The sequence below is a fragment of the Roseobacter cerasinus genome, assembly GCF_009811755.1.
GTDB classification, from domain to species: domain Bacteria; phylum Pseudomonadota; class Alphaproteobacteria; order Rhodobacterales; family Rhodobacteraceae; genus Roseobacter; species Roseobacter cerasinus.
On record NZ_BLIV01000004.1, the window covers coordinates 149,205 to 175,948 of the forward strand.

The 26,744-nt window shown below is 61.8% G+C and carries 25 protein-coding genes; 10 read left to right on the forward strand and 15 right to left on the reverse strand.

Annotated elements, in window-relative coordinates:
- Nucleotides 1–9 precede the first annotated feature (9 nt).
- Complete coding sequence (locus So717_RS11760; protein WP_159977474.1) at nucleotides 10–1,698, reverse strand: BCCT family transporter; 1,689 nt, start codon at nucleotides 1,696–1,698, stop codon at nucleotides 10–12.
- Between the two features lie 136 nt (nucleotides 1,699–1,834).
- Here So717_RS11760 and So717_RS11765 point away from each other — a divergent pair, with 136 nt between their 5' ends.
- A complete protein-coding gene (locus tag So717_RS11765; protein WP_159977476.1) occupies nucleotides 1,835–2,779 on the forward strand; it encodes a LysR family transcriptional regulator in 945 nt (314 codons plus the stop codon).
- Here the strand turns inward: So717_RS11765 and So717_RS11770 are convergent.
- From So717_RS11770 to So717_RS11795, 6 genes are read right to left on the reverse strand one after another with little or no spacing between them, the layout of a single operon-like run.
- A complete protein-coding gene (locus tag So717_RS11770; protein ID WP_159977478.1) occupies nucleotides 2,762–3,169 on the reverse strand; it encodes a Na+/H+ antiporter subunit G in 408 nt (135 codons plus the stop codon). The two genes, So717_RS11765 and So717_RS11770, sit on opposite strands and share 18 nt — an antisense overlap.
- On the reverse strand, nucleotides 3,166–3,453 hold the full coding sequence (locus tag So717_RS11775; RefSeq protein WP_159977480.1) for a K+/H+ antiporter subunit F: 288 nt from the start codon (nucleotides 3,451–3,453) through the stop codon (nucleotides 3,166–3,168). The genes So717_RS11770 and So717_RS11775 overlap by 4 nt, the downstream gene beginning before the upstream one ends.
- A complete protein-coding gene (locus So717_RS11780; RefSeq protein ID WP_159977482.1) occupies nucleotides 3,450–3,947 on the reverse strand; it encodes a Na+/H+ antiporter subunit E in 498 nt (165 codons plus the stop codon). The genes So717_RS11775 and So717_RS11780 overlap by 4 nt, the downstream gene beginning before the upstream one ends.
- A 1-nt stretch (nucleotide 3,948) precedes the next feature.
- Nucleotides 3,949–5,493, reverse strand: coding sequence for a monovalent cation/H+ antiporter subunit D (locus tag So717_RS11785; protein WP_159977484.1), 1,545 nt, complete (start codon nucleotides 5,491–5,493; stop codon nucleotides 3,949–3,951).
- Entirely contained in the window at nucleotides 5,490–5,837 is a 348-nt protein-coding gene (locus So717_RS11790; protein WP_159977486.1) for a Na+/H+ antiporter subunit C, read from the reverse strand. The genes So717_RS11785 and So717_RS11790 overlap by 4 nt, the downstream gene beginning before the upstream one ends.
- 1 nt (nucleotide 5,838) lies before the next feature.
- The gene (locus tag So717_RS11795; protein WP_159977488.1) at nucleotides 5,839–8,709 is read right to left on the reverse strand and encodes a monovalent cation/H+ antiporter subunit A; all 2,871 of its coding nucleotides are present in this window, start codon (nucleotides 8,707–8,709) and stop codon (nucleotides 5,839–5,841) included.
- A 245-nt stretch (nucleotides 8,710–8,954) separates the two neighbouring features.
- On the opposite strand from So717_RS11795, the gene So717_RS11800 reads away from it, so the two are divergent.
- The 5 genes from So717_RS11800 (at nucleotide 8,955) to aspS (ending at nucleotide 15,283) form a co-directional block, all read left to right on the forward strand.
- Nucleotides 8,955–9,803 carry a LysR family transcriptional regulator gene (locus tag So717_RS11800; RefSeq protein WP_159977490.1) on the forward strand — a complete coding sequence of 283 codons (849 nt, stop codon included), beginning with the start codon at nucleotides 8,955–8,957 and terminating at the stop codon, nucleotides 9,801–9,803.
- Nucleotides 9,804–9,897: 94 nt separating this feature from the next.
- Nucleotides 9,898–11,130, forward strand: a complete 1,233-nt coding sequence (gene acdA / locus So717_RS11805) for a 3-sulfinopropanoyl-CoA desulfinase (RefSeq protein WP_159977492.1) — start codon at nucleotides 9,898–9,900, stop codon at nucleotides 11,128–11,130.
- A 99-nt stretch (nucleotides 11,131–11,229) separates the two neighbouring features.
- Entirely contained in the window at nucleotides 11,230–12,645 is a 1,416-nt protein-coding gene (locus So717_RS11810; protein WP_159977494.1) for a tetratricopeptide repeat protein, read from the forward strand.
- 73 nt (nucleotides 12,646–12,718) lie between these two features.
- Nucleotides 12,719–13,426, forward strand: coding sequence for a GntR family transcriptional regulator (locus So717_RS11815; RefSeq protein WP_238840870.1), 708 nt, complete (start codon nucleotides 12,719–12,721; stop codon nucleotides 13,424–13,426).
- An 81-nt stretch (nucleotides 13,427–13,507) separates the two neighbouring features.
- Complete coding sequence (aspS, locus tag So717_RS11820; protein ID WP_159977496.1) at nucleotides 13,508–15,283, forward strand: aspartate--tRNA ligase; 1,776 nt, start codon at nucleotides 13,508–13,510, stop codon at nucleotides 15,281–15,283.
- Nucleotides 15,284–15,364: 81 nt separating this feature from the next.
- On the opposite strand, the gene So717_RS11825 is transcribed toward aspS, so the two are convergent.
- The gene (locus So717_RS11825) at nucleotides 15,365–16,084 is read right to left on the reverse strand and encodes a response regulator (protein ID WP_159977498.1); all 720 of its coding nucleotides are present in this window, start codon (nucleotides 16,082–16,084) and stop codon (nucleotides 15,365–15,367) included.
- A gap of 152 nt (nucleotides 16,085–16,236) precedes the next feature.
- Between So717_RS11825 and mce the strand changes: the two genes are divergently transcribed.
- Together mce and So717_RS11835 are read left to right on the forward strand one after the other, a co-directional pair.
- On the forward strand, nucleotides 16,237–16,641 hold the full coding sequence (gene mce, locus So717_RS11830; protein ID WP_159977500.1) for a methylmalonyl-CoA epimerase: 405 nt from the start codon (nucleotides 16,237–16,239) through the stop codon (nucleotides 16,639–16,641).
- Between the two features lie 18 nt (nucleotides 16,642–16,659).
- Nucleotides 16,660–16,956, forward strand: coding sequence for a DUF1467 family protein (locus So717_RS11835; RefSeq protein ID WP_159977502.1), 297 nt, complete (start codon nucleotides 16,660–16,662; stop codon nucleotides 16,954–16,956).
- Here So717_RS11835 and So717_RS11840 read toward each other — a convergent pair.
- The 4 genes from So717_RS11840 to So717_RS11855 form a co-directional block, all read right to left on the reverse strand.
- Nucleotides 16,910–17,629 (reverse strand): EI24 domain-containing protein, encoded by a 720-nt coding sequence (locus tag So717_RS11840; RefSeq protein WP_159977504.1) that lies wholly within the window; start codon nucleotides 17,627–17,629, stop codon nucleotides 16,910–16,912. The two genes, So717_RS11835 and So717_RS11840, sit on opposite strands and share 47 nt — an antisense overlap.
- A complete protein-coding gene (locus tag So717_RS11845) occupies nucleotides 17,626–18,204 on the reverse strand; it encodes a nitroreductase family protein (RefSeq protein WP_159977506.1) in 579 nt (192 codons plus the stop codon). The genes So717_RS11840 and So717_RS11845 overlap by 4 nt, the downstream gene beginning before the upstream one ends.
- A gap of 4 nt (nucleotides 18,205–18,208) precedes the next feature.
- Nucleotides 18,209–19,309, reverse strand: coding sequence for a class II histone deacetylase (locus tag So717_RS11850; protein ID WP_159977953.1), 1,101 nt, complete (start codon nucleotides 19,307–19,309; stop codon nucleotides 18,209–18,211).
- A gap of 66 nt (nucleotides 19,310–19,375) precedes the next feature.
- The gene (locus So717_RS11855; RefSeq protein WP_159977508.1) at nucleotides 19,376–19,852 is read right to left on the reverse strand and encodes a VOC family protein; all 477 of its coding nucleotides are present in this window, start codon (nucleotides 19,850–19,852) and stop codon (nucleotides 19,376–19,378) included.
- A gap of 215 nt (nucleotides 19,853–20,067) precedes the next feature.
- On the opposite strand from So717_RS11855, the gene So717_RS11860 reads away from it, so the two are divergent.
- Nucleotides 20,068–20,544 carry a hypothetical protein gene (locus So717_RS11860; RefSeq protein WP_159977510.1) on the forward strand — a complete coding sequence of 159 codons (477 nt, stop codon included), beginning with the start codon at nucleotides 20,068–20,070 and terminating at the stop codon, nucleotides 20,542–20,544.
- Between the two features lie 39 nt (nucleotides 20,545–20,583).
- On the opposite strand, the gene trpS is transcribed toward So717_RS11860, so the two are convergent.
- On the reverse strand, nucleotides 20,584–21,600 hold the full coding sequence (gene trpS / locus So717_RS11865) for a tryptophan--tRNA ligase (protein ID WP_159977512.1): 1,017 nt from the start codon (nucleotides 21,598–21,600) through the stop codon (nucleotides 20,584–20,586).
- Between the two features lie 77 nt (nucleotides 21,601–21,677).
- Between trpS and So717_RS11870 the strand changes: the two genes are divergently transcribed.
- Nucleotides 21,678–22,364 (forward strand): rhomboid family intramembrane serine protease, encoded by a 687-nt coding sequence (locus So717_RS11870; RefSeq protein ID WP_159977514.1) that lies wholly within the window; start codon nucleotides 21,678–21,680, stop codon nucleotides 22,362–22,364.
- Between the two features lie 57 nt (nucleotides 22,365–22,421).
- Here the strand turns inward: So717_RS11870 and murJ are convergent, their stop codons facing one another.
- Nucleotides 22,422–23,966: a murein biosynthesis integral membrane protein MurJ gene (gene murJ / locus So717_RS11875; protein WP_159977516.1), complete on the reverse strand. Its 1,545-nt coding sequence runs from the start codon at nucleotides 23,964–23,966 to the stop codon at nucleotides 22,422–22,424.
- Nucleotides 23,963–26,740, reverse strand: a complete 2,778-nt coding sequence (locus tag So717_RS11880; protein ID WP_159977518.1) for a [protein-PII] uridylyltransferase — start codon at nucleotides 26,738–26,740, stop codon at nucleotides 23,963–23,965. Before So717_RS11880 ends, murJ begins: the two co-directional genes overlap by 4 nt.
- Between the last annotated feature and the right edge of the window lie 4 nt (nucleotides 26,741–26,744).

Sequence of the window (26,744 nt, forward strand, 5' to 3'; positions counted from 1 at the left end):
CAGGCCAGCTTACTCAGCAGGGCTTGCAGACATATCCTCGTCGATCTGATCGAAGGTTGTCGGGACGCCAGCTGCTTCGCGACGGCCGTCGTTGAAGATCGCCTTGATCAAGGCAATGCACATCAGCGCCATCACGATGGAGAAGGGCAGCGCCCCGATCACCATCGCGGTCTGAATGGCCCCGGTGCCGCCAGAGATCAGCAACCCGCCGACCACAAGCGCCAGTGCAGCGCCCCAGAAGAGGATGTGCGGACGCGCCTTGGGGCCCTCGTCACCCGCTGCGTTGATCGTGTTCACGATCAGCACGGCGGAGTCCGCTGAGGTCACCAGGAAGGTCATCAGCAGGACAACGATGATCACAGCCATGCCCCAGGCCAGGAACTGTGCAATCGGCGCGAGCATGAACTCGGTCATCGCAAAGATCTTGTCCCCGTTGGCCGCATCCAGGATCAGGCCGTTTGCGCCGCCATTGAGTTCAAGATCAATGGCTGTGCCACCGGCCCATGCGAACCAGACAAAGCACATCAGCGACGGTACGATCATCGCACCCAGCACGAATTCGCGGATGCTGCGACCGCGCGAGATGCGTGCGAGGAACAGACCCACAAACGGAGCAAAGGCAATCCACCAGGCCCAGTAGAACACCGGCCACCAACCCTGCCATTGCGTGAGCAGGAAGGCTTCGGACCCTTCGACGCCATCAGAGCTGTAGACGTTGAAGCTCAGCCAAGGCAGCGCGATCAGGTAGTCCCAGATGCCTACAAAGAAGGCCATGGCACCAAACCAGGTTGCCCCGAAGATGATGAAGAAGCCCAGCAGGAAGATCGACAACACCATGTTGATGTTCGACAGCCACTTGATGCCTTTCCCGACACCGGACAGCGCCGACAGGGTCGAGGCCCCCATGATCACCAGAAGGGCGATCACGATGCCCAGGGTTGTTGCCGATCCGTCTTCCAGCGCAAGACCGCCGATACCGATCCGTGTGAGGCCGGCGACAAATTGTTCAACCCCAAAGCCCAAAGTTTGGGCAACACCGAGAATAGTGGCCACGACAGCAACGATATCGATGAGGTGGCCCGCATTTCCCGACAACGACTTGCCGAAGAGCGGTGTCAGCGACGAGCGGATCGTCAGCGGCAGCCCACGGCGGTAGCTGAAGAAGGCCAGCGCAAGGCCGGCAATCGCGTAACAGGCCCAGGCGCCAAGCCCCCAGTGCAGGTAGGACCACACATAGGCCGTACGCACGTTATCCGCATCCAGGGCCGTTGTGACGCCCTGAATGACCGAAGGGTTGTTCTTGAAGTGTGCGACCGGCTCCGCCACGGCCCATGTCAGCATGCCGACACCGATACCGGCGCCGAACATCATGGAAAACCATGAGAAATTGGAGAACTCAGGTTTTTCACCTTCGGTCCCCAAATTCAGCCGCCCGGCGGCTGGCCAGATCGCCAGACCGATGCAGACGATCACAAAAGCGGTCACAACCCAGATGTACCAGGCTGCGAATTGCGCGAGGATGGCGGTATTCCAGTTGCCCAGAATAGTGCCAGCCTCAGTTGGCCAGACAATACACCAAACCACCAGTGTACTGATGATGATCTTACTGACGACCGTAACGTTAACACTGAATCCCCTATAAAAACCGCTGTCAGCGGTCTTGATAGGCAGATCAGATAGTGGGGGTTTTATTGACATTTATTGTCTCCCTGTTCCCTGTTGGCTTGCATCTGCGATGCCTGCGGTTCTCATGGTACGCACAAGAGTAAAGCTTGTATAGGGTTTGATAACCGGCAACATGATCAACTATAGTTTGCTAAAATAGAAACCTTGAATGGCCAAACGCGCACTCTTACGGTCCTTAAGCGACGTCGACATTCGGCTGATCCGCGTTTTCATCACCGTGACCGAGTGCGGGGGATTCGCGGCCTCCGAGCTTGAGCTGAACATTGGCCGGTCGACTATTTCCAAACATATCTCGGATCTGGAGCTGCGCATCGGGCTCAAACTCTGCAATCGCGGCCCCGCGGGATTCTCATTGACGCCGGAGGGCAAGCAGGTTCTGGATGCCGCGCATGACCTGTTGGCGGCGATTGACGGGTTTCAGGCGCGGATCGACAATATCCATACACATCTGACCGGCACGTTGCGTCTGGGTTTGTTTGACCAGTCGACGACCAACCCAGGCGCGCTGGTGCATGAGGCGATCCGCGCATTTGACGCGGTGGCACCTGACGTGTCGTTTGAGATTGCGCTTGCGACACCCAGTGTGCTGGAGGCGCGGGTCACCGATGGCAGTCTGGATGTCGCAATTGCGCCGATCCATCGCCAATCCACTGCGCTGAGTTACACGCCGCTCTATGAAGAGCATATGACCCTCTATTGCGGGGAAGGGCACCCTCTGTTCGAGGCGGACCTTACGGCGCGAGCCGCCGACCTGGATCTGGCGCAGTACAAATATGCAGGCTACGCGTTCAACTCACCCAACATGATGGCCGGGCAAGGCCTGGGCTTGCGGCGCGCGGCACGGGTGCAGGAGGAAGAAGCGCTCTCGCTGCTGATCCAGTCGGGGCGCTATCTGGGCTATCTGGCCGATCATGTGGCCGAGACCTTCCTGCGCAAGGGCATTGTCCGGGCTGTCGCGCCGGGGGATACGCGGTATTCCACAACCTTTGCCGGTATCGTGCGCAGAAAACCTGCCTCAGACCGGAAAACCGAAGAGTTCATGAAGTGTCTGGTCGACGCGCACGCTGGTGGGGTGTCAGCCAGCGGTGGATGACGGCTTGGCGCTATCGCCCTCCATGTGCTTGTCCTCCTCGGGGACATTCAGGGTTGACCAGGTGTCATCGCGCGGCGGCTCGGGCGGGGTGTCACAGGCGCGGCGGTGGATGTTCACCTTGGCCATGAAGTTCGCCGAGATCGGCGCCGTCACGAAGAGAAAGGCCATGATCAGCAGCTCATGCATCGACCCTTCGCCATAGGTGAAGGAATAGAGCATCGAGGCCAACAGAAACGCGCCAATACCGACGGTGCCCACTTTGGTGGGCGCGTGCAGGCGGGTCATGGAATCGTTGAACTTCAAGAGCCCGATGGCGCCCACAAGTGCAAAGATCGATCCGACCAGCAGGCTGATCGCGATGGCATAGGTCAGGATGATCTCCCCGGTCATTCGATGATATCTCCCCGCAGGACAAATCGCGCGTAGGCGACGGTCGAGACAAACCCCAGCATCGCGATGATCAGCGACACCTCGAAATAGATGCGCACGCCCTGCGCGATGCCCAGAAGCACTATGAGGCCAATGGCGTTCACCACCATCGTGTCGAGTGCGAGGATACGGTCGCCGGTTGAGGGCCCCAGCACCAGCCGGATCATCGACATGATCTGCGCCAGAACCGCCACGACAAAGGCGATGATCAGCGCCGTGTCCATCAGTTGTGTGGCAAAGCTCATGCGAAAATCTCCTTCAACCGACGCTCGTAGCGCGACTTGATATCGTCCCGCACGGCATCGGGGTCATCGGTGTGCAGCACATGCACCAGCAGGCTGTGCCCTTCGTCCGACAGATCCGCCGACACGGTGCCGGGCGTCAGGGTGATGGTGCCCGCAAGAATGGTGATCGCCTCGGGCTGTTTCAGCTCCAAAGGTACAACGATCCAGGCGGGTTTCAGCTTGGCGTTGGGCTTGGTCAGGACAATCCATGCGACCTCGACATTGGCCACCATGATGTCCCAGATGACCATGATGCTGTAGGTGATCATGCGGCCCAGATGGAAGGACTTGGGCGGCTCGGGCCACCAGGCCGAGGTGACCCAAGGGATGATGACGCCGAGGATGATGCCGAAGACGACCATCCCTGCGGAGACCTCGTTTTGCAGCAAGGTCCAAACGACCGCCAGGATCAATGTCAGCAGGGGGTGTGGCAGCAGCCAACGGAAGGCGTTCATGTCAGTATCCCTCCTTCGGTTTGTTCAGCTTGCCGGGGGTCTCCAGCACCGTTGAGATGTATGGCCCCGGGTTGAAGAGCTGATCTGAGACCGCCGTCATGTAGCGGGTTGCGGGTCCGGCAAAAACGGTATGCGCGACCAGCAGGGCCAGAAGCCCGCCGACCGCCACGTAGGAGAGCGTCGCGGGAGCGGGGGCTGTCTCCGCCTCGTCCTCTGGCGCAGGCGTGGCTTTGGCTTTCCAGAAGAGCACGCTGCCCGCGCGCGAAAAACCAACAACCGCGATCAGGCTGGAGATGAGCACGACGGCCCAGATCCAGACCGCTGAGGTGGAATCAAAGGCCGCATCCAGCACCAGCAATTTGCCGAGGAAACCCGACAGCGGCGGCAGGCCCGCCATGGCGATAGCGGCGGCAAAAAACAGCGCCGAGGTCAGCACCGCTCCGGGAACCACCGGCTGTGCGATCAACCGCAAGTCGGCGCGCCCGCTGCGGACCAGATCGACAATCAGGAACAACGCGGCGGCGGCCAGCGTCGAATGCACGGTATAATAGAGCGCTGCGGTGATGCTGGTGGGTGTAAAGAGCGAGATGGACACCATCACCATACCCATCGATCCGATGACCGCAAAGGCCACCAACCGGTCGAAGTGCCGAGCGGCGAGGATGCCGATCATGCCTATGGCCAATGAGGCCAGCGCCGCAGGCAGCAGCCAGGTGGTGTGCAACCCGGCGGTCACCTCCAGATCCGGGCTGAACACCATGGTGTAGACGCGGATGATTGCATAGGCGCCCACCTTGGTCATGATCGCGAAGAGCGCCGCGACAGGCGCGGGCGCCTCCGCATAGCTCGACGGCAGCCAGAAATGTAACGGCAGCACCGCCGCCTTGATCGCAAAGACCAGCAGCAATAGCACGGCGGCGAGCCGGATGCCCACTGTCTCCTCCGGGTCGATCAGGGTCACCCGCTGTGCGAGATCGGCCATGTTCAGCGTGCCCGTCTCCGCATAGATCGAGCCGAGCGCAAAGAGAAACAACGTCGAGCCAAGCAGATTGAACAGCACATATTGCACGCCCGCGCGCAGTCGCGCGTTGCCGCCTGCGTGGATCATCAGCCCGTAGGAGGCGATCAGCAGCACTTCGAAGAAGACGAATAGGTTGAAGAGGTCGCCGGTCAGGAACGCGCCCATGATCCCCATCAGCTGGAACTGAAAGAGTGCATGGAAATGCCGTCCGCGATTGTCCCATTCGGACCCGATGGCATAAAGCAGAACAAAGAGCGCCAGCACCGAGGTGAGCATTACCATCATCGTGGACAGACGATCCGCCACCACGACAATACCGAAGGGTGCGGCCCAATCGCCCAGTTGGTAAAGCGTGATGGTGCCATCAGAGGCCTGCCACATCAGCCCGGCGGCAATCGCGATGAGTGCCACGACACCGGCGACAGAAAAGACCCGCTGGATGCCGATGTGATAGCGCGCCGCCAATACGATGAAGGGCGCCAGCAGGGCGGGCAGAACAACGGGGGCAATGATCCAGTGGGTCATGTGGCGTCTCCCCGTTCGGTCTCGGCCGGGTCATCCACTCGGTCGTCATCAGCCCCCAGATAGGCGCCAAGCGCGATCATCACGACCACAGCGGTCATGCCGAAGGAGATCACAATGGCCGTCAGCACCAGCGCCTGCGGCAGCGGGTCGGAGTAAAACTCCACCCCGTCCCGCAGGATCGGTGGGCCCCCGATGGCCAGCCGACCGGAGGCAAACAGAAAGACGTTCACCGCGTAGGTCAGCAGCGAGATGCCCAGGATCACCGGGAAGGTGCGCAACCGGAGCATCAGATAGATGCCGCCCGCTGTCAGGACGCCGATTGCGGAAGCGACAAGCAATTCCATGTCACACGCCCTCCTTCACGACGGCCGGTTGCGTATCATCTCGGGAGGGGTCGATGTCCATCGGGTGTTCGGAATCCTTGACGTGAGCGCGCCGGGCGAGGCGCGAGAAGCTTTCGAGCGAGAGCATCACCGCGCCGACGACGGCGAGGAACACGCCAAGGTCAAAGAGCGCCGCCGTGGCCAGTTCGAACTCCTGAAACGGCGGAATGCGCACATAGGTGAAGTCGGAAGTCAGGAAGGGCTTGGCCACGAACCACGACCCAATGCCCGTCAGTCCCGCGATCAGGACGCCCGCGCCAATGATCCCGTGATAGGGATAGCGGAGCCGCGCCGAGGCCCAACCAAAGCCGCTGGCCATATACTGCATGACCACCGCGATGGAGACGACCAGACCGGCGATGAATCCGCCGCCCGGCTCATTGTGCCCGCGCAGGAAGATGTAGAAACCGACCATCAGCACAACCGGCATGATCACCCGGGTCAGCACCACCATCATGGTTGGGTGCATGTCACCCGCGCGCGGCTGATCGGGTTTGCGGTTGAGCAGGCGTGCGCGCACCGGGCCGGAGAGCAATGTCTCGGTCAGCGCATAGATCAGCAGGGCGGCAATGCCCAGCACGATGATCTCGCCATAGGTGTCAAAGCCCCGGAAGTCGACGAGGATGACGTTCACCACATTGGTGCCACCGCCACCTTTATAGGAGTTGGCCAGATGGAACTCGGAGATCGGCGTCGTCACGGCTTCCCGCAGCAGGAAGTGCCAGGCCAAACCCATGGCGGCCAGCCCGCCTGCCACGGCAATCGCCGCGTCGCGGGTGCGGCGCATCACCGTGCTTTCCACCGGTGTCTGGTTGGGCAGGAAGTTCAGCGCCAGCAAGAGTAGAATGATGGTCACCACTTCCACGGTGATCTGCGTCATCGCAAGATCTGGCGCACTGAAGAACACGAAGCCGACCGAGACCATGAGCCCGGCTATTCCGATCAGGATGAGCGACATCAGGCGGTTGCGGTGCAGGAAGACCATCCCAAGCGTCGCGGCGACCAGCATGATCCACCCGGCGACAGCCATCGGTGTCATGGGTTGCATCTCACGTGTCGTCGGGCCGACTGTTCCCGTGACCCAGGCGTAATAGCCCGCGCCAATCACGGTGATGGCCATGATCGCGCCATAGCGCGAGAAGGCGCCGTTGTGCAGCCCGTAGATCAGGCGCTCGGCCAGTGCGACCACCGCGGCGATGATGGCTTCAAAGATCGTTTTGGCCTCGGGGCGCGGAGCGGCGTCCCACATCCGCAGGAGCGGCGTGAAGATGGCCATGAGCAGCAGGCCGCCGACAACGGCCGCGATGGACATGAAGAGAGCAGGCACCAGCCCGTGCCAGATCTTGATGTATTTCACTTCCAATTCGCCCACGCCGCCGATCACCGATTTGGCCACGAGGAAGACAAAGTCCTGCACCAGGAAAGGTGCGACCCCGATCACCACCACCAGCATCACAAGGATCGCCGGGGGCAGCCACATGCCTGCGCCGGGATCATGCGGTTTGGTGGGATAGTCATCGCGCACCGGCCCGAGGAAGGTGTGGCCGATTAGGCGGAAGCAGTAGGCGGCGGAGAAGAGTGAGCCGAGCGTTGCCAGCGCGGGCACCAGCCACCAGGCGCCGAAGAGCGCTGTGTGCGTGGCCTCTTCCAGCATCATCTCTTTCGACAGGAAGCCATTGAGCAAGGGAATGCCCGCCATCGACAGGGCCGCCAGCGTCGCAATCACGAAGGTGATTGGCATCAGGTGACGCAGCCCGCCGAGGCGCCGAATGTCGCGCGTGTGTGCTTCATGATCGACAATGCCTGCGGACATGAAGAGGGCCGCTTTGAACGTTGCGTGGTTCAGGATGTGGAAGACAGCGGCCATCGCACCAAAGGTCGTCCCGGTGCCCAGCAACATCGTGATCAGACCCAGATGGCTGACGGTTGAGAAGGCCAGCAGCGCCTTGAGGTCATGTTTAAAGAGCGCGATCACCGCGCCGATGAACATGGTGATCAGCCCCGCCGTGGTCACGATCACGAACCACTCCGGCGTACCCGACAACACCGGCCACATGCGCGCCATCAGGAAAATCCCTGCCTTTACCATCGTGGCGGAGTGCAGATAGGCCGACACCGGCGTTGGCGCGGCCATGGCGTGCGGCAGCCAGAAGTGGAAGGGGAACTGTGCCGACTTCGTGAAGCAGCCCAGCAGGATGAGCAGCAGCGCAGGCACATAAAGCGGGTCGGCCTGGATGAGCTCGCGGTTCTGCAGGATGACACTCAGGTCATAGCTGCCTGCAATCTGGCCGAGGATCAGCATGCCCCCGATCATCGCCAGCCCGCCCATGCCGGTCACGGTCAGTGCCATGCGCGCGCCTTGGCGCCCTTCCGGCAAATGCTTCCAATAGCCGATGAGCAAGAAGGAAGACAGCGACGTCAGCTCCCAGAACACCAGCAGAAGCAGGATGTTATCGCTGAGCACGATGCCCACCATCGCGCCCTGGAACAGCAGCAGATAGGTGAAAAACTCGCCCATATTGTCGTCGCGCGACAGGTAAGAACGCGCATAGGCGATGATCAGAAGGCCAATTCCAAGGATCAGGAAGGCAAAGAAAAACCCAAGTCCGTCGAGCATCAGAGTGAAATTCAGACCCAGCGACGGGATCCAGTCAACGCGCGCCGTTACAACCTCACCCGCCAGAACCGATGGCAGGTTGGTCAGCAGCCCGATGAAGGCGGTCAATGAGACTGTGAAGGTCAGACCCGCGCAGGCCTGACGGCCAGCGGAATTCATCAATCCGGGGAGCAGCGCGCCAAGGAAAGGCAAGGCGACAATCAGGAAGAGAGACACGCAAACTCCTCGTTATTCGGTCTTCAAAGTTCACCATTATTTGTGCCAGAACGCCGCCGTTCTCAAGGGAAACTGACGAAAATCCTCCGAAAATACGGCGCTGAGGTTTTTGTGTCGTCTCTCTGCCTGGCAAATCCGACCGGCGGGATCTCGCCACACCCTATGATGGACCGCAGCCCGGGGATGACATAGCGTTGCTGGATGCGTCCTGTATGCCGAGCGTGCCTTAACCTGGCGATGAGTTCATGAATATTCAGCAAATGCGCATTCTACTTGCGGTGATCGACGAAGGGTCCTTTTCAGCGGCCAGTGATGTGGTCGGGCGGTCGCCCTCTGCTGTCAGCCTGCAGATCAAGGCGCTGGAGGAGGAGTTGGGCCTGTCGCTCTTTGACCGAAATGCGCGCCCGCCCTTGGCGAACGCCAAGGCGCATGCGCTTGCCGATCACGCGCGGCGGGTCATCAAGCTTTTCGATCTTACGCCCGACGTGCTGGCCGGGCAGTCCGTGCGTGGACGCCTGCGCGTCGGCGCGGTGCCCACTGTTCTGGGCAGTTTTCTGCCCGCGGCCCTTGCAGGGTTGCGCACCGAGCATCCGGATTTGGTCATAGACGTGCACAGCGGATCGTCAGATCAACTGGCCCAGCAGTTGGCCCATGACGCACTGGATGTGGCGATCTGCACGCGTCCGCCGGCCCCCCTACCGGGGCTGCACTGGCACCATATCGCGCGCGAGCCTTTGGTTGTGATCGCGCCTCTGGACACTGCGGGCGCAGAGCAAGATCTCCTGCGGGAGCAGCCGTTTATCTGGTTCAACCGAAAGACATGGGCAGGCGGGGCGATTGAGGCGCACCTGTCGCAGCGCGATATTGCGGTGAAGGCCACCATGGAGATCGATTCACTGGACGCCATCGAAGCATTGGTGCGCGAGGGGTTGGGTGTTTCCATTGTACCCGTGTGTCGTGGCAGTGACGGAACCTGGCCGGGTTTGCGAGCCGTGCCCTTCGGCGATCCGCCCTTTGTGCGGGATGTCGGCGCACTTGTCGCTGCCGATGCGCCCGAGAAGCCGCTGGTCAGCGCCTTTCTTCGGGCCTTTTAGATGAGATAAACTCTCGTAAATATCCTGAATTACTCATTATCGTGAATATTTGTGAATGTGCTAAGATAAAATTCCATAACTTCAGGACCAGCACATGTTCGACCAGCCCTCACTTGCGGCCCCCTTCGCCCTATCGTCTGCGCAGGCCGCTCTGAGAGCGCGTGCGCGCGCCCTGGCAGAAACGGTGGCGCGGCCGCAAGCCGCCACCACCGATCAGACCGAGGCCTATCCAACCGACGTTGTAGCGCAGCTCACCAAGGCGGGTTTTATGGGCATGACGGTGCCAAAAGCGCTTGGCGGGCCGGGGCTGAGCTGTTTCGACGCGGTGTTGGTGATCGAGGAATTCGCCCGCTGCTGCGGCGCCTCGGGGCGCATCGTGGTCGAAGGCAACATGGGCGCTGTGGGCGCCATCCTCGCCTATGGCAACGCTGAACAGCAGAAACTGGCGGCCCGGCACGTGCTGAACGGTGACAAACCGGCCATCTGCATCACAGAGCCTGACGCGGGCAGCGCCGCGACGGAGATGCAGACAACCGCGCGCCGCGAGGGCGATGACTGGGTCATCACCGGCCAGAAACACTGGATCACCGGTGGTGGCGTCTCCCGGCTGCATCTGGTCTTTGCGCGTGTGGTGGAGAATGGCACGTTCAAGGGGATCGGTGGTTTCCTCGCGGTGTCGGATGATCCGGGGCTGCGCGTCGGCGCGCGCGAGCCGACCATGGGCCTGCGCGGACTGCCGGAAACAGCATTGCACTTCGAGGGCATGCGGTTGCCGCTTGATCGGCTGATCACCCCGCCGGGTGGGCTTGCGCGGGGGTTTGCCGGGTTGATGACCGCCTATAATGCGCAGCGTGTGGGCGCCGCGACGGTGGCGCTCGGGCTGGCACAGGGTGCCTTTGAACTGGCCTGTGCCCATGTGAAAGCGCGGCAGCAATTCGGCCGCCCGCTTGCCGAATTTCAAGGGCTACAGTGGATGCTGGCCGATATGGCCACACAGATCGAGGCCGCGCGGCTGCTGATCTGGCGCGCGGCAAAAAGCGCCGATGATCACCCGAGCGGCTTCCCTGACCCGGTTCGGGCCGCGCAGGCCAAGCTCTTCGCTTCGGAAATGGCAGTGAAGGTGACAAATGATGCGCTGCAACTGCACGGCGCCAGCGGCTATTCGCGCCGGTCGCCGATTGAGCGGATGGTGCGGGATGCGCGCATGTTCACCATAGGTGGCGGCACGGCGCAGATGCTGCGCAACCTGATCGCGGGGGATGTCCTCGACATGAAGATCCCGCAGACGCGGGATGGCTATGTGCAAGGGCAAGCTCCGGGCGGCTGACGCCACAGCGATAGAATTTTCGTGAGATACTCGATCCGACTGTAATTTGAGATAGGATATCACCAGTTTAGTGATGCCCTGTCCAAGGATCTTTGCCTCATGTGTTCCGACACCGCACAGCCCGCCGCCCTACCCATGACCGACATCCGGGGGGTGCCCGTGTCTTATCGGGACCGCTCCGCCATCGATGGGCTGGAAAGCGCGATCCTGATGTCTTTGTCATTCCGTGGTGACGCCATTGCAGAGATTGACCGGGTGCTCGCCGCGCATCCCGATTTCATCATGGGGTGGTTGTTCAAGGCCGCCTGGCTTACGCAGGCGATGGAGACCCGCGTCTACGACACGATGCTGCAGTGCCTGGCTCAGTCCGAGCGGCTTTTGCCCGGCTGCAATGATCGGGAGCGTGGGCATCATGAGGCGGTGAAAGCCTGGGTGCAGGGCGACTTCTTTGGTGCAGTGCAGAAGTGGGAGGCGGTGCTGACGCAGTATCCGATGGATCTGCTGGCGCTGGAGCTGATCCACTACACGATGGTCCTGCTGGGCGATGTGCCGGGGCAGCGGGACGTGGTGGCGCGGGTCTTCAACCTGTGGGATGAGAGCATCCCGGGCTATGAATTCGTGCTGGGCTTCTACTCCTTCGGGCTGGAAGAGAACCGCGATTTTTCCCGTGCGGAGGATCTGGCCCGGCAGGCGCTGTCCCTGCGCCCCGACAATCCTTACGCCGTGCACACCGTCAGCCACGTGATGGAGATGCGCGGGCGTCAGGGGGATGGCATCCGCTTCATGAAAGACAACGCCGGGATGTGGGGGACGTCGAATTTCGCCAATCACCTCTGGTGGCACACCGGGCTCTACCATCTGGATCTGGAGCAATATGATCAGGTGTTCGACATCTTCGACACACACCTCGATTCCCGCAACAAGGACGGCCACAAATACGAGGAACTGGATGCCGCTGCCCTGCTCTGGCGGATGAACCTGGTGGGGCAGGACGGTGGTGACCGCTGGACCCATCTGGCTGACAAATGGGAACCGGCAGCGCAGGACACGCTGTATGCCTTCAACGACGTGCATGCGATGCTGACCTTCGTCTCCGACGGTCGTGCGCACGCGCAGCAGGCCTTGCTCTCCGCCAACGAGAGGTATCTGGAGCACGCCTCCGACGCCAATGCCGCCATGACCCGCGAGATCGGGCTGCCCTTCTGTCTGGCCATGCAGGATTTCAAACGCGAACACTATAGCCGCTGTGTGGAGCGCCTTCTCCCGATCCGCTACATGACCCACCGCTTGGGCGGCAGCTACGCGCAGCGGGATATCATAGGGTGGACGCTGTTGGAGGCCGCGCTGCGGGCGCGCCAGTTCGACCTGGCGCTGGCGCTTGCAAATGAACGCACGGGGATCAAACCAACCTCGGCCCAGAACTGGCGTGCCGTGGCGCGGGCCTTCAAGGGGCTGGGAGACCACAGCCAGGCAGACCGCGCGACCGCGAAGGCGCACTCCCTGATCGCAGCCTGACGCTGCGCCAGACGACGTGCAGATGCCTTGCAAACTGCGGTCGTTTCGGGCCTTTTGAGGGGTGACGGGCGATGTGGATCGCCAGAATCTGATCGGAACGCCATTGACCGACCCCGGGCCCAAGCCTCAATCCAACGCGCAGCGTGCTTTGCAGGATCTGCGCGAGATGATCTTTTCCGGCCGCTTATCCGCGGGATCCAACCATCTGGAATCGGAACTGGCGGGCATGCTGGGCATGTCCCGGACCCCTGTGCGCGAGGCGGTTCTGATGCTGGAGGGGCAGGGGCTGTTGGAGTTGAAACCCCGCAAGGGGGTCCGCATTCTGCCGGTCTCGCCCGATGACATGCGCGAAATCTACGACGTGCTGACCGAGCTCGAAAGCCTCGCGGCGGAGCGGGCGGCTCAGAAAGGCTATGGCGCCGCCGAGCTGTCGGACCTGAGACTCGCCATCGAAGAGATGGACAAGGCACTGCTGACCGAAGACTTAGAAGGTTGGGCTGCGGCGGATGATCGGTTCCATTCCGAACTCGTGCGGCTTGGGCAGAACCACCGCATTGCGCTCATTGTGAACATGATGCGGGATCAGGTGCGCCGGGCGCGAGCAACGACGCTGTTCATGCGGCCTCTGCCGCTGAAGTCCAACGAGGCGCACCGCCGGGTCTATCAGGCCATTGAACAGGGCGATGCGGACATCGCCCGTGCGGCGCACCGGGCGCATCGCCAGCAGTCGCGTGAGATGCTGGTGGACCTGTTGGAACGGCACCGGTTGCGCGCGCTCTGACCGCTCTTGGCTTGTTGGCTTGACTTCCCGGGGCCCAGACGGTGTATCTGGCGCCAAATCTGATCCCGAAGGAATCCGCCCATGCACGCCTATCGCAGCCATACCTGCGCCGCTTTGACCGCCGACAATGTGGGCGAGACCGTTCGCCTGTCTGGCTGGGTGCATCGTGTGCGCGATCACGGCGGGGTGCTTTTCATCGATTTGCGGGATCACTACGGCGTGACGCAGGTGCTCTGCGACCCCGACAGCGCCGCCTTTGCCGACGCGGAACAGGTGCGGGCCGAGTGGTGCGTGCGCATCGACGGCGAGGTCAAGGCGCGCGACGCGTCCCTGGTGAATCCCAAGCTGCCGACCGGTGCCATTGAGGTCTATATTCGCAGCATTGAGGTGCTGGGGTCTGCGGGTGAGCTGCCCTTGCAAGTGTTTGGTGATCAGGAATACCCGGAGGAGACGCGGCTGCGCTATCGCTATCTTGATCTGCGGCGCGAGAAGATGCAGGCCAATATGGTGCTGCGCTCTGACGTGGTCTCCTCGATCCGCAAACGCATGTGGGACCGGGGCTTTCGCGAATATCAGACGCCGATCATCACCGCCTCCAGCCCCGAGGGCGCGCGCGACTTCCTGGTGCCCTCGCGGCTGCATCCGGGCAAGTTCTACGCGCTGCCGCAGGCGCCGCAGCAGTTCAAGCAGCTGCTGATGGTCTCGGGCTTTGACCGGTATTTCCAGATCGCACCATGTTTCCGCGATGAAGACCCGCGCGCAGACCGCTCGCCCACAGATTTCTACCAGCTCGATCTGGAGATGTCCTTTGTCGAGCAGCAGGACGTCTTTGATGCGATACAGCCTGTGTTGACGGGTGTGTTCGAGGAGTTCGGCGGCGGCAAGAGTGTTGATCAGGACTGGCCGCAGATTTCCTACCGCGATGCCGCGCTGTGGTATGGCACCGACAAGCCCGACCTGCGGAACCCTATTAAAATGCAAGTGGTCTCCGACCACTTTCGCGAGTCTGGCTTTGCGATTTTCGCAAAGCTGTTGGAGCAGGATGGCACCGAAATTCGCGCCATTCCAGCCCCGGGTGGCGGCAGTCGGAAGTTCTGTGACCGCATGAACGCCTTTGCCCAGAAAGAGGGGCTGCCCGGGATGGGCTATATTTTCTGGCGCGATCAGGGCAATGGGATGGAGGCGGCGGGGCCGCTGGCCAAGAATATTGGGCCGGAGCGCACCGAGGCGATCCGCCAGCAGTTGGGGCTGGAGGTGGGCGATGCTGCTTTCTTCCTTGGTGGGAAACCCAAGAGCTTTGAGAGCGTGGCGGGTAAGGCACGGACTGTGATTGGGTCCGAGCTGGGGCTGACTGACGAGAACCGCTTTGCCTTTGCCTGGATCGTGGATTTCCCGATTTACGAGAAGGACGAAGAGAGCGGCAAGATCGACTTTGAGCACAACCCCTTCTCCATGCCGCAAGGCGGGATGGCCGCGCTGGAGGGCGACCCGCTGGACGTGCTGGGGTATCAGTATGACCTGGCCTGCAATGGCTATGAGTTGGTGTCGGGGGCGATCCGGAACCACAAGCCCGAAATCATGTTCAAGGCGTTCGAGATTGCGGGATACGGCGAGGATGAAGTGCGCAAGCGCTTTGGTGGTATGGTCAACGCCTTCCAGTACGGCGCGCCACCTCACGGGGGGTGTGCCGCGGGCATCGACCGCATCGTGATGCTGCTGGCCGAAGAGCAGAATATTCGCGAAGTGATCCTGTTCCCCATGAACCAGCGGGCTGAAGATCTGATGATGGCCGCACCGTCCGAGCCGACAAGCGATCAGCTTATGGAGCTTGGATTGCGGGTGATTCCGCAGGAGTGAGAGCGGGCGGCTGAGCGTAGCCGAACCGGCTGTGCTCCTACAGTGTCCGGTGTGCAGGGCTGCGCGGCATGCGCGCAGCCATCAGATCGCGAGCTTCTGCGTCAGGCGTTCTTGCACCAGCCCGGCGATACGCTCCGCTTCGAGGCCGGAAGGCTCGCCCGCCGCACGTTTGCGGGCCAGCGCAACCGCTGCCTGCTCCAGCTTGCTGTCCTGCGCGGAGCGGGCCACGCCACCGAGAAACTGCGCCACATAGTCCAGTGACCCATCGTCCGGCAGATCCTGAAGAACATCAGCGATATGCGCCATGTCATCCTGAAACGCCATGCGGTCGGGGTGGATCGTTTCATCCGGTAGCTCCCGCAAGCCGCTGGGCTGACGATCTGCTGGCAGGTTGGACAGAACAACCTGTTGGAACAGAGCCAGAGAGGTGATGGGCTTTGCCAGGAATGCATCCGCGCCCGCGGCCATGGCCTGCTCCTCCCCGTCCAGATCCCCTGAGGTCCCAAGCACCACGTCAACGCGCGGTTCGCCCTGGGACAGTTCCTGAATGAGATCGATGCCACTGCCGTCCGGCAGGCCGAGATCCACAATCACGACCGAGGGGCGGTAGACCTGCAGATGCCGGCGCGCTGACCGCAGGCTGTCTGCTCGGCGGATCCGCGCACCGCTGCGCAGACACAAAAGGCGCATGGCCTCACAGGCAAAACGGCTGTCTTCGATCACCAGAACCGTCAGCCCCAGCAAAGGGCGTGTGGCGGTCGGCGCGGGTATCGTCGCGGCAAAGGGATCGGTCTTGTCCATGATGGGCTCCAGGGTGACTCGCTTAACGAGAGAATGGCGCATAGATGGCTAACAGCACGTTAATGCGGCCCTGCCTGCGGCGCCGCGTCGCTTGCATCGGCGGGGGTGGCAGATCATAAGCGGGGCAAAGTTCCAAAGTTGGAGACTATGTCATGATCGGCCGCCTCAATCACGTTGCCATTGCTGTTCCGGATCTGGAGGCGGCAGCGGACCAGTATCGCACCGCCCTTGGCGCAAATGTCGGTGCGCCGCAGGATGAGCCCGATCACGGGGTCACCGTGATTTTCATCGATCTGCCGAACACCAAGATCGAGCTGCTCTATCCTTTGGGGGAGAACAGCCCCATTCAGGGGTTCCTCGACAAGAACCCCTCGGGCGGTATTCATCACGTTTGTTATGAAGTCGATGACATTCTGGCCGCCCGTGACCAGCTGCAAGCCACCGGGGCCCGCGTGCTGGGCACGGGGGAGCCAAAAATCGGGGCGCATGGCAAGCCGGTGCTGTTCCTGCACCCGAAGGATTTCAACGGCTGTCTGGTCGAGCTTGAGCAAGTCTAAGCGGAGGGAGGCTACGCCATGGGCGTGACATCGGCATTGGTGCTGTTTGCGGTGATCTGGTCGATGACCTTTCTGATCGTGCTGCCGATCCGGGTGCAGACCCAAGGTGATCTGGGCGAGATCGTGCCTGGCACCCATGCGGGCGCGCCAGAGGTGCACAATCTGCGCAAGAAGGCCTGGATCACCACCTGGATCAGCCTTGTGCTCTGGGCGATCATCGCATCGATCATCATCTTCGAGGTGATCACTGTGCGCGATCTTGACTGGTTCAACCGCGGGGCGGCTGCGGGGCCAGCAGATGGAACAGATGGGTAAAGGTCGCGGCGCCCAGGATCGGGATCACCAGGTTTAGGATCGGGATCGTCAGCGGGATCGCCATGAGCGTGCCTGCCAGCCAGATTGTGCCACTGTGGCGCGCGCGCAGCTGTTTGGCCTCTTGCCGTCCGACGCGACGTGCCGCTGCGAGCGTGAAATACTCCCGCCCCAGCAGAAAACCGTTTAGCGCCCAGAAGACCACCGGTGCGACGGGCGCCAGCGCCACTGTCGCGATCAGGATCAGATAGACCACCAGCGCCAGCACGTTGGCCGCGATCAGAACGCCGAGGAAATTGACCGTATCGCGCAGGGCATCGCCGAAGGGAACGGGCGTGGCCGCCGGAAGATGCGGATAGTGTTTGTCTTCGACCGCTTGCGCCACGGTTTCGAGGAACATCGAGGTGATCGCCGAGGCCACGGGGATCATCAGGAAGACGGACAGCACCAGCAGCACCAAGGCAGAGCCCCAGCTGACCAGATCCTGCACCCATGTGACCTCTCCGATCAGCCAGATGCTGGTGGTGTCACCCACCAGACCGCCGACCAGCCAGACCACCCCGACCGATGCGGCGATCAGCAGCGCGATGGTCAGGCCCAGACCGGTCAGCAGCACGCCGCGAAACCGTGGGTCGGTCATCTGACCGAGGGCCGTGAAGAGGGCGGTGAGGATCATGCGCGCACCCAGGTGGTGATGGCATCAATATCCGGGCGCGGGCGCTCGGGCGGCGCGCTTGTATCGGTGCCGATGTGGATGAAACCGGCGATTCGCTCATGTTCGGCCAGCCCTAGGGCGTCTTGCATGAAGCCACGGTCGTGGCTGGGCCAGCCGCTGAGCCAATTGGCGCCCCAACCGGAGGCCAGTGCGGCGTTCAGCAGCCCAAGACAGACGCAGCCGGCGGAATAGGTTTGTTCCAGCGCGGGGATCTTGTCGGAGGGTTTTTGCACTTCGATCACGGTCACGGCCAGATGCCCCTGGTCGAATTGTCCGCGTCCCTTGGTGATCTGGTCGTCTGCGAGACTAAGTGCTTCCCCGCGCGCCTGCGCCACGTCGGCGAGGCGGCTCATCGCAGGCTTTTCGATCACGATGAAGCGCCAGGGTTCCAGCTTGCCATGATCCGGTGTGCGCGCGGCGGCCTGCAGCAGGGGCGCAAGCTCTTCGGCGGAGGGCACCGGTTCCGCTAGCGTCTTGGCTGGCCGCGATCGTCGGGTGGAGAGGAAGGCGAAGGCCTGCGCGTTGGGTGTGGGCATGGGGTCAAAGCTCTTCTGCAAAACGGTCGATCTCACCTTTCAGGAAGGCGTCGAACCGGGAGTTGGGCTGGCGCACCTGCAAGGCCTCGGCCAGCGGGTCGGGCGCGGTGATGTTGCTGCCCGACAAAGCTTCGAGCGTGGCATGGCCACAAAACGGCACATAGGCCTCGGAATAACCGCCCTCGTGCACCAGCACGAGACGTCCTTCGCAGAGGCGTGCGGCGGTATCCTTCACGCGCTGGGTCATCTCGCGGAAGGTCTGTGCTGTGGCGAGCATGCGGGCCATCGGGTCGATGGCACTTGCGTCAAAACCACAGGCAACAATAATCAGATCGGGCTGGAACGCTTCGATCTGCGGCAGCACGATACTGTCCATCGCATGCAGATAGGCGCTGTGCCCGGTGCCTGCGGGCAGCGGCAGGTTGAGGTTGAAGCCAAGACCCGCCCCCTCGCCACGATCCTCAAACCCGCCAGTGTCGAGCGGGTAGTTGCCCTCCTGATGCAGAGAGATCGTCAGCACATCGTCGCGGTTGTAATAGATCGCCTCGGTCCCATTGCCGTGATGCACATCCCAGTCGAGCACGACCACGCGGTTTGCGCGGCCCTGCGCCTTAGCCTCTTCGATGGCGATGGCGATATTGGCCAGCAGGCAGAAGCCGTTGGGGAAATCCGGCAGGCAGTGATGGCCGGGCGGACGCGACAGCGCATAGGCGTTCTCCAGCTCTCCGGTCGTGACGGCCTGCACCGCAGCGACGGCGAGGCCAGCGGATTGTGCGGCAATCTCATATCCCCCGGTAGAGAACGGCGTGCGGCGGCCCAGCTCTCCGCCGCCTGCATCCGACAGCGCCTTGAACTCGTTCAGATAGCTTTCAGGATGCACCCTCAGCAGCATCTCGCGCGTGGCCTCGGGCGCGCTGCGCATATCGAGATCTTTGGCCAGACCACTTACGTCGATGAGGTTCTTCAGACGGCGCTTGGTCTCGGGGTTTTCGGGTAAGCCACCGGCGGCGAGCGGCTGGACATGCCCGCCTATGGGCATGGTGTAGGCGTATTGCCCGCCTGCATGCCAAAAGCATCTCTCATCCCAGAAAAACCCCGTGGCCATGGCCGCCTCCATCCTGCGTTCTTGCCGCGCAAACTGGCCGAGCCGCGCGGGATTGTCCATGCGGCCCTAGCCCGCTTCGGCCAGAAGTTTGTCCAGATCCAGCGGGGCATTGACCATCGCCAGATTGCCCTCCGCATCGCGCGGCCAATCTTCACGTGCGCGGTCACGGTAGATCTCGACACCGTTGCCATCCGGGTCACGCAGATAGACGGCCTCGCTCACGCCGTGATCTGCCGCGCCGTTGATGGGAATCCCTGCCTCAATAACCCGCGCCAGTACGGTGCCAAGGCTTTTGCGGTCGGGGTAGAGAAAAGCCGAATGATAAAGCCCGGTATGACCCGGCGGGGGCGGGCTGGCTCCTTTGCTCTGCCAGGTGTTCAGGCCGATGTGATGGTGATAGCCGTCTGCCCCTAGAAATGCAGCCTCCGCACCGCGTTGCATGACCGAGAAGCCGAGGATGTCGCGGTAAAAGACAATGGCGGGGTCAAGATCTGCAACCCGCAGATGCACATGCCCAACTGATGCCGCCTCTTGTTTTGCCATGCTTTTGCTCCATCTATTTAGATAGATACTGAGGTAGGCGCTGCAATAGCGGCACGCCAGACCCTAAGAACGCGCACCATTTGTGCGCTGGTGCCGAAGGATCGGCACAAACTCGCCGTTTTTTTGTGGATAGATGAGATTAATTCCGCCACCTATGGTAGAAACATGGAGCGTCCGTGGGAGATAAGATCATGTCGCGCCTTGCAAGTTCTTTGATGTCGCTCGACATCTTTCAGAAACGGGCGATGGCTCTGCGGTTGATTTTTATCGCATTTATCGCAGGGGTCGTGCTGGCTCTGACAGTCCTAGTTACTAAAGAGATGTTCATTCTGCTCTTTGGTCTCGTAGGGGCTGCAGGTGGATATCTTCTGCACAACTCGCGCGAACACCCTAACCCACTGTTGGCGCAGCGGTCGCTGTTTAACATGCGTCGGCAGAGGGCGCTGGCTCTTGGCAGCTTGTTGGCCGCAGCGATGGCTGCCGTTCTCTTTTGGGAAGGCGTATTGCTGTCTCAACATTTCCCTGCGGCGGCTTTCATGTTCACCTGCGGCGCCTACGCTTTCTTTGCTTTCAGCCTGTCGTCCTATGTGTTCGGGCGTCAGGCGGTTGCACGGGCACGGCGCAAGTTTGCGCGTGCGGGCGTGCAGCAGGCACATATCTGGGAAATGGAAGCTGCTGCAGCACGTAGATAGCTCATTTATTAGCTGAAATGCTGTGCTTGCCCAAAACGACTAGCGCACCATGCCCACAATCTCGTAGGTCTTTTGCAGAATGGGCGCCGCAATCTCGCGCGCCTGGTCCGCGCCTCGGGCGAGGATGCGGTCAATCTCTGCCGTGTCCGCCATAAGCCGTGCCATTTCTTCCGATATGGGGGAGAGTTTCGCCACCGCAAGCTCCGCCAGCAGCGGCTTGAAGGTGCCGAACTGCTGCCCGCCAACCTCGGCCAACACCTGATCGACGGTTTGGTCGTTCAGGGCCGCATAGATGTTCACGAGGTTGCGCGCCTCGGGCCGCTCCGCCAGCCCTGCGGCCTCGGAGGGCAGCGCATCCGGGTCGGTCTTGGCCTTGCGGATCTTCTTGGCGATGGCGTCAGCGTCATCGGTCATGTTGATGCGGGAGGCGTCCGACGGGTCCGATTTCGACATTTTCTTGGACCCATCCCGCAGCGACATCACCCGCGTCGCAGCCCCCTCGATCACCGGCTCGGTCAGCGGGAAGAAATCGACACCATAGTCGTGGTTGAACTTGGTCGCGATATCGCGCGTCAGCTCAAGGTGCTGTTTCTGATCCTCGCCCACGGGCACATGGGTGGCGTGGTAGATCAGAATGTCCGCAGCCATCAGCGCCGGGTAACCAAACAGGCCCAGCGAGGCGGCTTCGGCGTTTTTGCCCGCCTTGTCCTTGAACTGGGTCATCCGCTTCATCCAGCCCATGCGCGCAACGCAATTGAAGATCCAGCCCAGCTGCGCGTGCTCGGGCACCTGGGACTGATTGATCAGGATGGATTTCTCGGGGCTTATCCCGCTCGCGATGAAGCCTGCGGCCAGCTCACGCGTGTTGCGAGCGAGGTCCGCAGGGTCCTGCCAGACCGTGATCGCGTGCAGATCGACCATGCAGTAGATCGTCTCATAGGCCTCGTCCTGCATGCTGACAAAACGCTTGATCGCACCCAGATAGTTGCCCAGCGTCAGCCCGCCCGAGGGCTGTATGCCGGAGAAGACACGCGGCGTAAAAGCAGGGGTGGTCATGGCGGGCTCCGATCTTGCTGGAAAAGCGGTTTGCGCTGGCTTACCCATGGGGCAGAGCATCGTCAAGGAAGGGCCCTATGAACGACCATCACGACCCCTCACCGGTGAACCCGCTGCCGCCCGTGGTGGTGATCCTGTTCCTTGCGATTGCGATCCCCGAGGCGGCGTTCAGCCTGGGTGAGCGGGGTTTGATCGGCGGCAGTGAGGCGGTTGGCTGGCGGCTGGCGTCGATGAACACATATGCGTTTTCGGGGAACATCTTTGATTGGATGGTCAGTAACGGGCGCTGGCTGCCCGAGCATCTTTTGCGGTTCGTGTCCTATTCCTTTGTGCATATGGGCTTTACCTCGGCGCTGTTTGCGGCGGTCCTGCTTTTGGCACTGGGTAAACTGGTGGGCGAGACCATGGGGCAGGTCGCGGTTCTGGTGCTGTTCTTCGGCGGTGCCGCCTTTGGCGCGCTGGTCTATGCCGCGCTGTTGAATGATCCGACATGGCTGATCGGCGGGTTTCCGGCAGTTTACGGGCTGATCGGGGGCTATTCCTTCGTGATGTGGCAGAGCCTTGCGGCGCGCGGAGAGGAGCAGCTGCGCGCCTTCAGCCTGATTGCGATCCTGATGGGGTTGCAGCTGGTCTGGGGCATCTTCTTTGACGTGGGCAACGGCTGGGTGGCGGATCTTGCGGCTTTTGTTTTTGGGTTTGTGGCTTCTGCCATTCTGGTGCCTGGTGGGGTCGCGCGCGTTATCGCGGCGCTGCGGCGGGACTAGATGCCGGGTCAGTCACCGGGGTGCTACGTATCTAGATGAACTGATGACCGAAAAATTCTAACGTGACCGCCCAAGCGCCTGTTTGAGCTCCCCCAACCGGATCGCTCCCGTTACATGTGCGACACCAAAATAGGTCACTGCGCCAATCGCAATCAGAACTGCCAGTGCGAAGGCCCGGATCCAGGGCATGCCGAGGAAGTTGCTCAGCGACACATGGGCCAGCCACAGCGCGCCGCCCATCACCGCCGAGGCCAGCACCATGCGCCAGATGCGACTTTGAAACCGGCTGTCGAAGCGTGCGACATCGCCGTAGCTACGCGCACCCACCCTCAAAAGCGCGACCATGAGCCAAGCGGCTACGGTCGTCGCGATGGCAGGCGCGATCCAGCCAATCACCGGTGCCAGCCCAATCGCCAAAACGGCATTGGCCACCATCGAGACCACCGCATAATGAAACGGCCGTCGCGTGTCTTCGCGGGCAAAGAAGATCGGCTGCAGGATCTTCTGCATCACAAACGCAGGCAGGCCCAGCCCATAGATCGCCACGGCGACGGCAATCGCTGCGGTGTCGTCCACCGTGGCGGCACCCCGTTCAAACAGCACCGAGACAAGCGGGAAGGGGATGATCACCAACGCCACAGCCGAAGGGATGGTCAGCGCCAGCGACACCTCTGCCGCACGGCTCAGCGCGTCCTTGGCACCTGCATCATCCCGCGCCTGCAAGCGACGTGACAGGTCGGGCAGTAACACGACCCCCACGGCGATGCCGACGACGCCCAAAGGCAGTTGATAGAGCCGGTCTGCTGCAAAAAGCCAGCCGACCGCCTTGTCGAAATAGCTGGCGACCTGTTGCCCGACCAGCAGGTTGACCTGTACGACGCCGCCCGCAAGGGCGGCCGGGATTGCGACTTTCACAAGCCGTCGCATCTCGGATGTCAGCCGGGGGCGTTTGAGCTTGAGGGTGAAGCCCGCGCGCTTGACCGCGACCCACAACAGCGCGAATTGCACCACGCCCGCAACGGGGATCGCCCAAATCAGTGCCCGCGCGATATCGCCGCCGAGCCAAGCGGCCACAGCCATGGCCCCGATCAGCAGCACATTCAGCAGCACAGGCGCGGCGGCTGCGGCGGCAAAGCGCCCGGCCGCGTTCAACATGCCCGAGAGCAGAGCCGCGAGAGAAATGAACAAAACGTAAGGAAAGGCGATGCGCCCAAACTCGACCGACAGATCGAATTGCTCCTGCCCGGCAAAGCCCGAGGCCAGCCCATAGATCAGCCAGGGCATCGCCGCCATGGCGATCAGCGTCAGCCCAATCAGGATTGTGGTCAGCCCCGCAAAGGCCTGCGAGGCAAACCCGTCCGGGTCCTGCTTCCCCTCCAGCCGTTTCGAGAACATCGGCACAAAGGCCATGTTGAACGCGCCTTCGGCAAAGAAGCGGCGGAACATGTTGGGCAGGCGGAAGGCCACCACATAGGCCTGGTAGAGCGGCCCAGTGCCCAGATAGGCCAGGATCATCGCGTCGCGGATGAAGCCGAGCACCCGGCTTATCAGCGTCCAGCCGCCCACGGTCAAGAAGCCTGACATCAGGCGGATGGGGGTCACGCTTTGGCCCTCTCCGTACCCTCATCGATGGCTTGCCGCAGTTTCTTCTCCATCGACCGTTGCTTGCTCTCTGAGTGGTACTTCAGACCGAACATGTCCTTGACATAGAAGGTGTCCACGACCTGCTCGCCGTAGGTGGCGATCACCGCATTGGCGATATAGACGTTCGATGAGGCCAGCGTGCGCGCCAGATCGTAAAGCAGCCCGGGCCGGTCGCGGGTGTCGACCTCGATGATCGTGTAGATCTCTGACCCCTCGTTGTCGAAGGTGATGTGGGTGGGCACCTTGAAGGCGCGTTCGCGTTTCTTGACCTTGTCGCGGGACTTCAACGCATCGCGCGCCACCACTTCGCCGCGCAGAGTCTTTTCGATCATCTGCCGCAACCGAGGCAGGCGGGAGGCGTCATAGGGGTTCCCCTCCGCGTCCTGGATCCAATAGGCGTCGGTGACCATGCCGTCCTTGGTGGTGTAGCTGCGTGCGTCGACCACATTGGCGCCGACCAGTGCCAGCGCCCCGGCGAGGCGGGCAAAGATGCCGGGATGGTCCGCCATGACAAAACAGGCCCGCGTCGCGTCGCGATCCTCATCCGGGTGCAGGTCGATCAGGATTTCGTTGTCCTTCACGTCGCGCAGCATCTTGGCAAAGGTCACATGCGCGGTGACATGCAGCGCCTGCCAATAGGGTCCGTAGTGGCGCGAGGTCTCTGCCTGCAACTCCTTACGCGGCCAGTCACTGAGCGCCGCGCGCAGGGCGCGTTTGGCCTCGGCCCCGCGGTTCTCGCGGTTGAGATCTTCCAGCCCGGTCTCCAGCGCGCGTTTGGTCTGGCGGTAGAGCGCGCGGATCAGCACCGCTTTCCAGTTGTTCCAGGTGTCCGGCCCGACCCCGCGAATGTCGCAGACTGTTAGCACACAGAGCAGATCAAGCCGTTTGACCGTCTGCACGGCCTTGGCGAAGTCGCGCACGGTGCGCGGGTCGGCAATGTCACGTTTCTGCGCCATATCGGACATCAGCAAATGGTAGCGCACCAGCCATTCCACCGTTTCGGTATCCGCCTTGTTAAGGCCGAGACGCGGGCCGATCTTGCGGGCCATCTGCGCGCCGAGGATCGAATGATCCTCGGGCCGGCCCTTGCCGATGTCGTGGATCAACAGCGCAGTATACAGCACCTTGCGATCCACCCCTTTCTTGAGGATCGACGAGGCGACGGGCAGGTCTTCCTCCAACTCGCCGCGCTCGATCTGCGCGAGGTTCTTGATGCACTGGATGATATGCTCATCCACTGTGTAGCTGTGATACATGTTGAACTGCATCATCGCCACGATGGGCTCAAATTCGGGGATGAAGGCCGAGAGCACGCCAAGCTCGTTCATCCGCCGCAGCGCCCGTTCCGGGTTGCCGTGTTTCAGGAGCAGATCAAAGAAGATGCGCCGCGCTTCGGGTGCGTTGCGCACCTCGTCGTCGATCAGATGCATGTTGGATTTGATCAGCCGCATGGCATCCGGGTGGATCAGCATGCCCGTGCGCAACGCCTCTTCAAAGAGCCGCAGCATGTTCAGCTTGTCCGACAGGAAAGCCGTGTCGTCCTCAATAGCGATCCGGTTGTTGACCACCTTGTAGCCTTGCTTCACCCTTGGCCGCCTGCGAAAGATCCGCTCCAGGATCGGTTCGGCTTTGACATGGTCGGCTTCCAGCTTGGTGAGGAAGATCCGCGTCAGGTCTCCGACTTCGGTGGCGTGCAGGAAATACTCCTGCATGAAGACCTCGACCGCGCGCCGCCCTCCGGCGTCTTCGTAACCCATGGCCTCCGCCACCTGCACCTGCATGTCGAAGGTCAGTTGCTCCGACGCGCGCCGGGCCTGCAGATGCAGATGACCGCGCACGGCCCAGAGGAAGTCCTCTGCGGCGGCAAAGCCCTGATACTCGTCTTCGGCAAAAACGCCTTTGGGCACCAGCTCTGCCGCATCGGCGACGTTGTGAACATATTTCGCGATCCAGTAGAGCGATTGCAGATCGCGTAACCCGCCTTTGCCTTCCTTGACGTTTGGCTCGACCACATATCTCTGGCCCTGCTTGCGGTGCCGTGTTTCTCGTTCGGCCAGTTTGGCCTCGACAAAGGCGCGTTCCGATCCGTCAAAAAGATCGCTGCGCAGCTTGGCCGCCAGCGTTGTGGCCAGGTCTGCATCTCCGGCGAGAAACCGTTGTTCCAGCAGCGCCGTGCGGATGGTGAAATCCTCGCGCGCAAGGCGCAGGCATTCCTTGATGGTGCGGCTGGCGTGGCCGACCTTGAGCTTGAGATCCCACAGGATGTAGAGCATGGATTCGATCACGCTCTCCGCCCAGGCGGTGATCTTGTAAGGCGTCAGAAACAGTAGATCCACATCCGAGAACGGCGCCATCTCGCCCCGGCCATAGCCACCCACCGCGATGACCGACAGATGCTCACCCGATGTGGGGTTTGGCTTGGCGTGCAGGATATCCTGCGCCACCGACAGCGCGGCCATGACCAGCTGATCGGTCAGGTACGTATAAGCACGCGTCATCGGGCGGGCCGCAAACGGATCGGCGGCAAAGGCTGTCTCTATGGCGGCGCGCCCGGTTGCTTGCCGCTCTTTCAGCAGGCGCACCGCTGCCGCCCTGATGTCACCGGGTTTGGCAGCCTCGCTCACCGCCTCTTGCAGGTGGTGCTCAAAGCTTGCGCGGTCAAAGATCGAGTCAGGCGCGCAAATCAGCGCCCCGGTCGGGGCCGGGTCGGCCTGCAGCAAGGAGACAGACATGCGC

Bases quoted from the DNA above. Each gene is read 5' to 3' on its own strand.
- So717_RS11800 (WP_159977490.1), top strand. From the start codon at position 8,955: ATGAATATTCAGCAAATGCGCATTCTACTTGCGGTGATCGACGAAGGG.
- So717_RS11845 (WP_159977506.1), bottom strand. From the start codon at position 18,204: ATGCCCACACCCAACGCGCAGGCCTTCGCCTTCCTCTCCACCCGACGA.
- So717_RS11850 (WP_159977953.1), bottom strand. From the start codon at position 19,309: ATGGCCACGGGGTTTTTCTGGGATGAGAGATGCTTTTGGCATGCAGGC.
- So717_RS11840 (WP_159977504.1), bottom strand. From the start codon at position 17,629: ATGATCCTCACCGCCCTCTTCACGGCCCTCGGTCAGATGACCGACCCA.
- acdA (WP_159977492.1), top strand. From the start codon at position 9,898: ATGTTCGACCAGCCCTCACTTGCGGCCCCCTTCGCCCTATCGTCTGCG.
- trpS (WP_159977512.1), bottom strand. From the start codon at position 21,600: ATGACCACCCCTGCTTTTACGCCGCGTGTCTTCTCCGGCATACAGCCC.
- So717_RS11775 (WP_159977480.1), bottom strand. From the start codon at position 3,453: ATGAGCTTTGCCACACAACTGATGGACACGGCGCTGATCATCGCCTTT.
- So717_RS11780 (WP_159977482.1), bottom strand. From the start codon at position 3,947: ATGAACGCCTTCCGTTGGCTGCTGCCACACCCCCTGCTGACATTGATC.
- So717_RS11785 (WP_159977484.1), bottom strand. From the start codon at position 5,493: ATGACCCACTGGATCATTGCCCCCGTTGTTCTGCCCGCCCTGCTGGCG.
- So717_RS11765 (WP_159977476.1), top strand. From the start codon at position 1,835: ATGGCCAAACGCGCACTCTTACGGTCCTTAAGCGACGTCGACATTCGG.
- So717_RS11835 (WP_159977502.1), top strand. From the start codon at position 16,660: ATGGGCGTGACATCGGCATTGGTGCTGTTTGCGGTGATCTGGTCGATG.
- aspS (WP_159977496.1), top strand. From the start codon at position 13,508: ATGCACGCCTATCGCAGCCATACCTGCGCCGCTTTGACCGCCGACAAT.
- So717_RS11880 (WP_159977518.1), bottom strand. From the start codon at position 26,740: ATGTCTGTCTCCTTGCTGCAGGCCGACCCGGCCCCGACCGGGGCGCTG.
- So717_RS11860 (WP_159977510.1), top strand. From the start codon at position 20,068: ATGTCGCTCGACATCTTTCAGAAACGGGCGATGGCTCTGCGGTTGATT.
- So717_RS11790 (WP_159977486.1), bottom strand. From the start codon at position 5,837: ATGGAATTGCTTGTCGCTTCCGCAATCGGCGTCCTGACAGCGGGCGGC.
- mce (WP_159977500.1), top strand. From the start codon at position 16,237: ATGATCGGCCGCCTCAATCACGTTGCCATTGCTGTTCCGGATCTGGAG.
- So717_RS11825 (WP_159977498.1), bottom strand. From the start codon at position 16,084: ATGGACAAGACCGATCCCTTTGCCGCGACGATACCCGCGCCGACCGCC.
- So717_RS11760 (WP_159977474.1), bottom strand. From the start codon at position 1,698: ATGTCAATAAAACCCCCACTATCTGATCTGCCTATCAAGACCGCTGAC.
- So717_RS11810 (WP_159977494.1), top strand. From the start codon at position 11,230: ATGTGTTCCGACACCGCACAGCCCGCCGCCCTACCCATGACCGACATC.
- So717_RS11855 (WP_159977508.1), bottom strand. From the start codon at position 19,852: ATGGCAAAACAAGAGGCGGCATCAGTTGGGCATGTGCATCTGCGGGTT.
- So717_RS11870 (WP_159977514.1), top strand. From the start codon at position 21,678: ATGAACGACCATCACGACCCCTCACCGGTGAACCCGCTGCCGCCCGTG.
- So717_RS11770 (WP_159977478.1), bottom strand. From the start codon at position 3,169: ATGACCGGGGAGATCATCCTGACCTATGCCATCGCGATCAGCCTGCTG.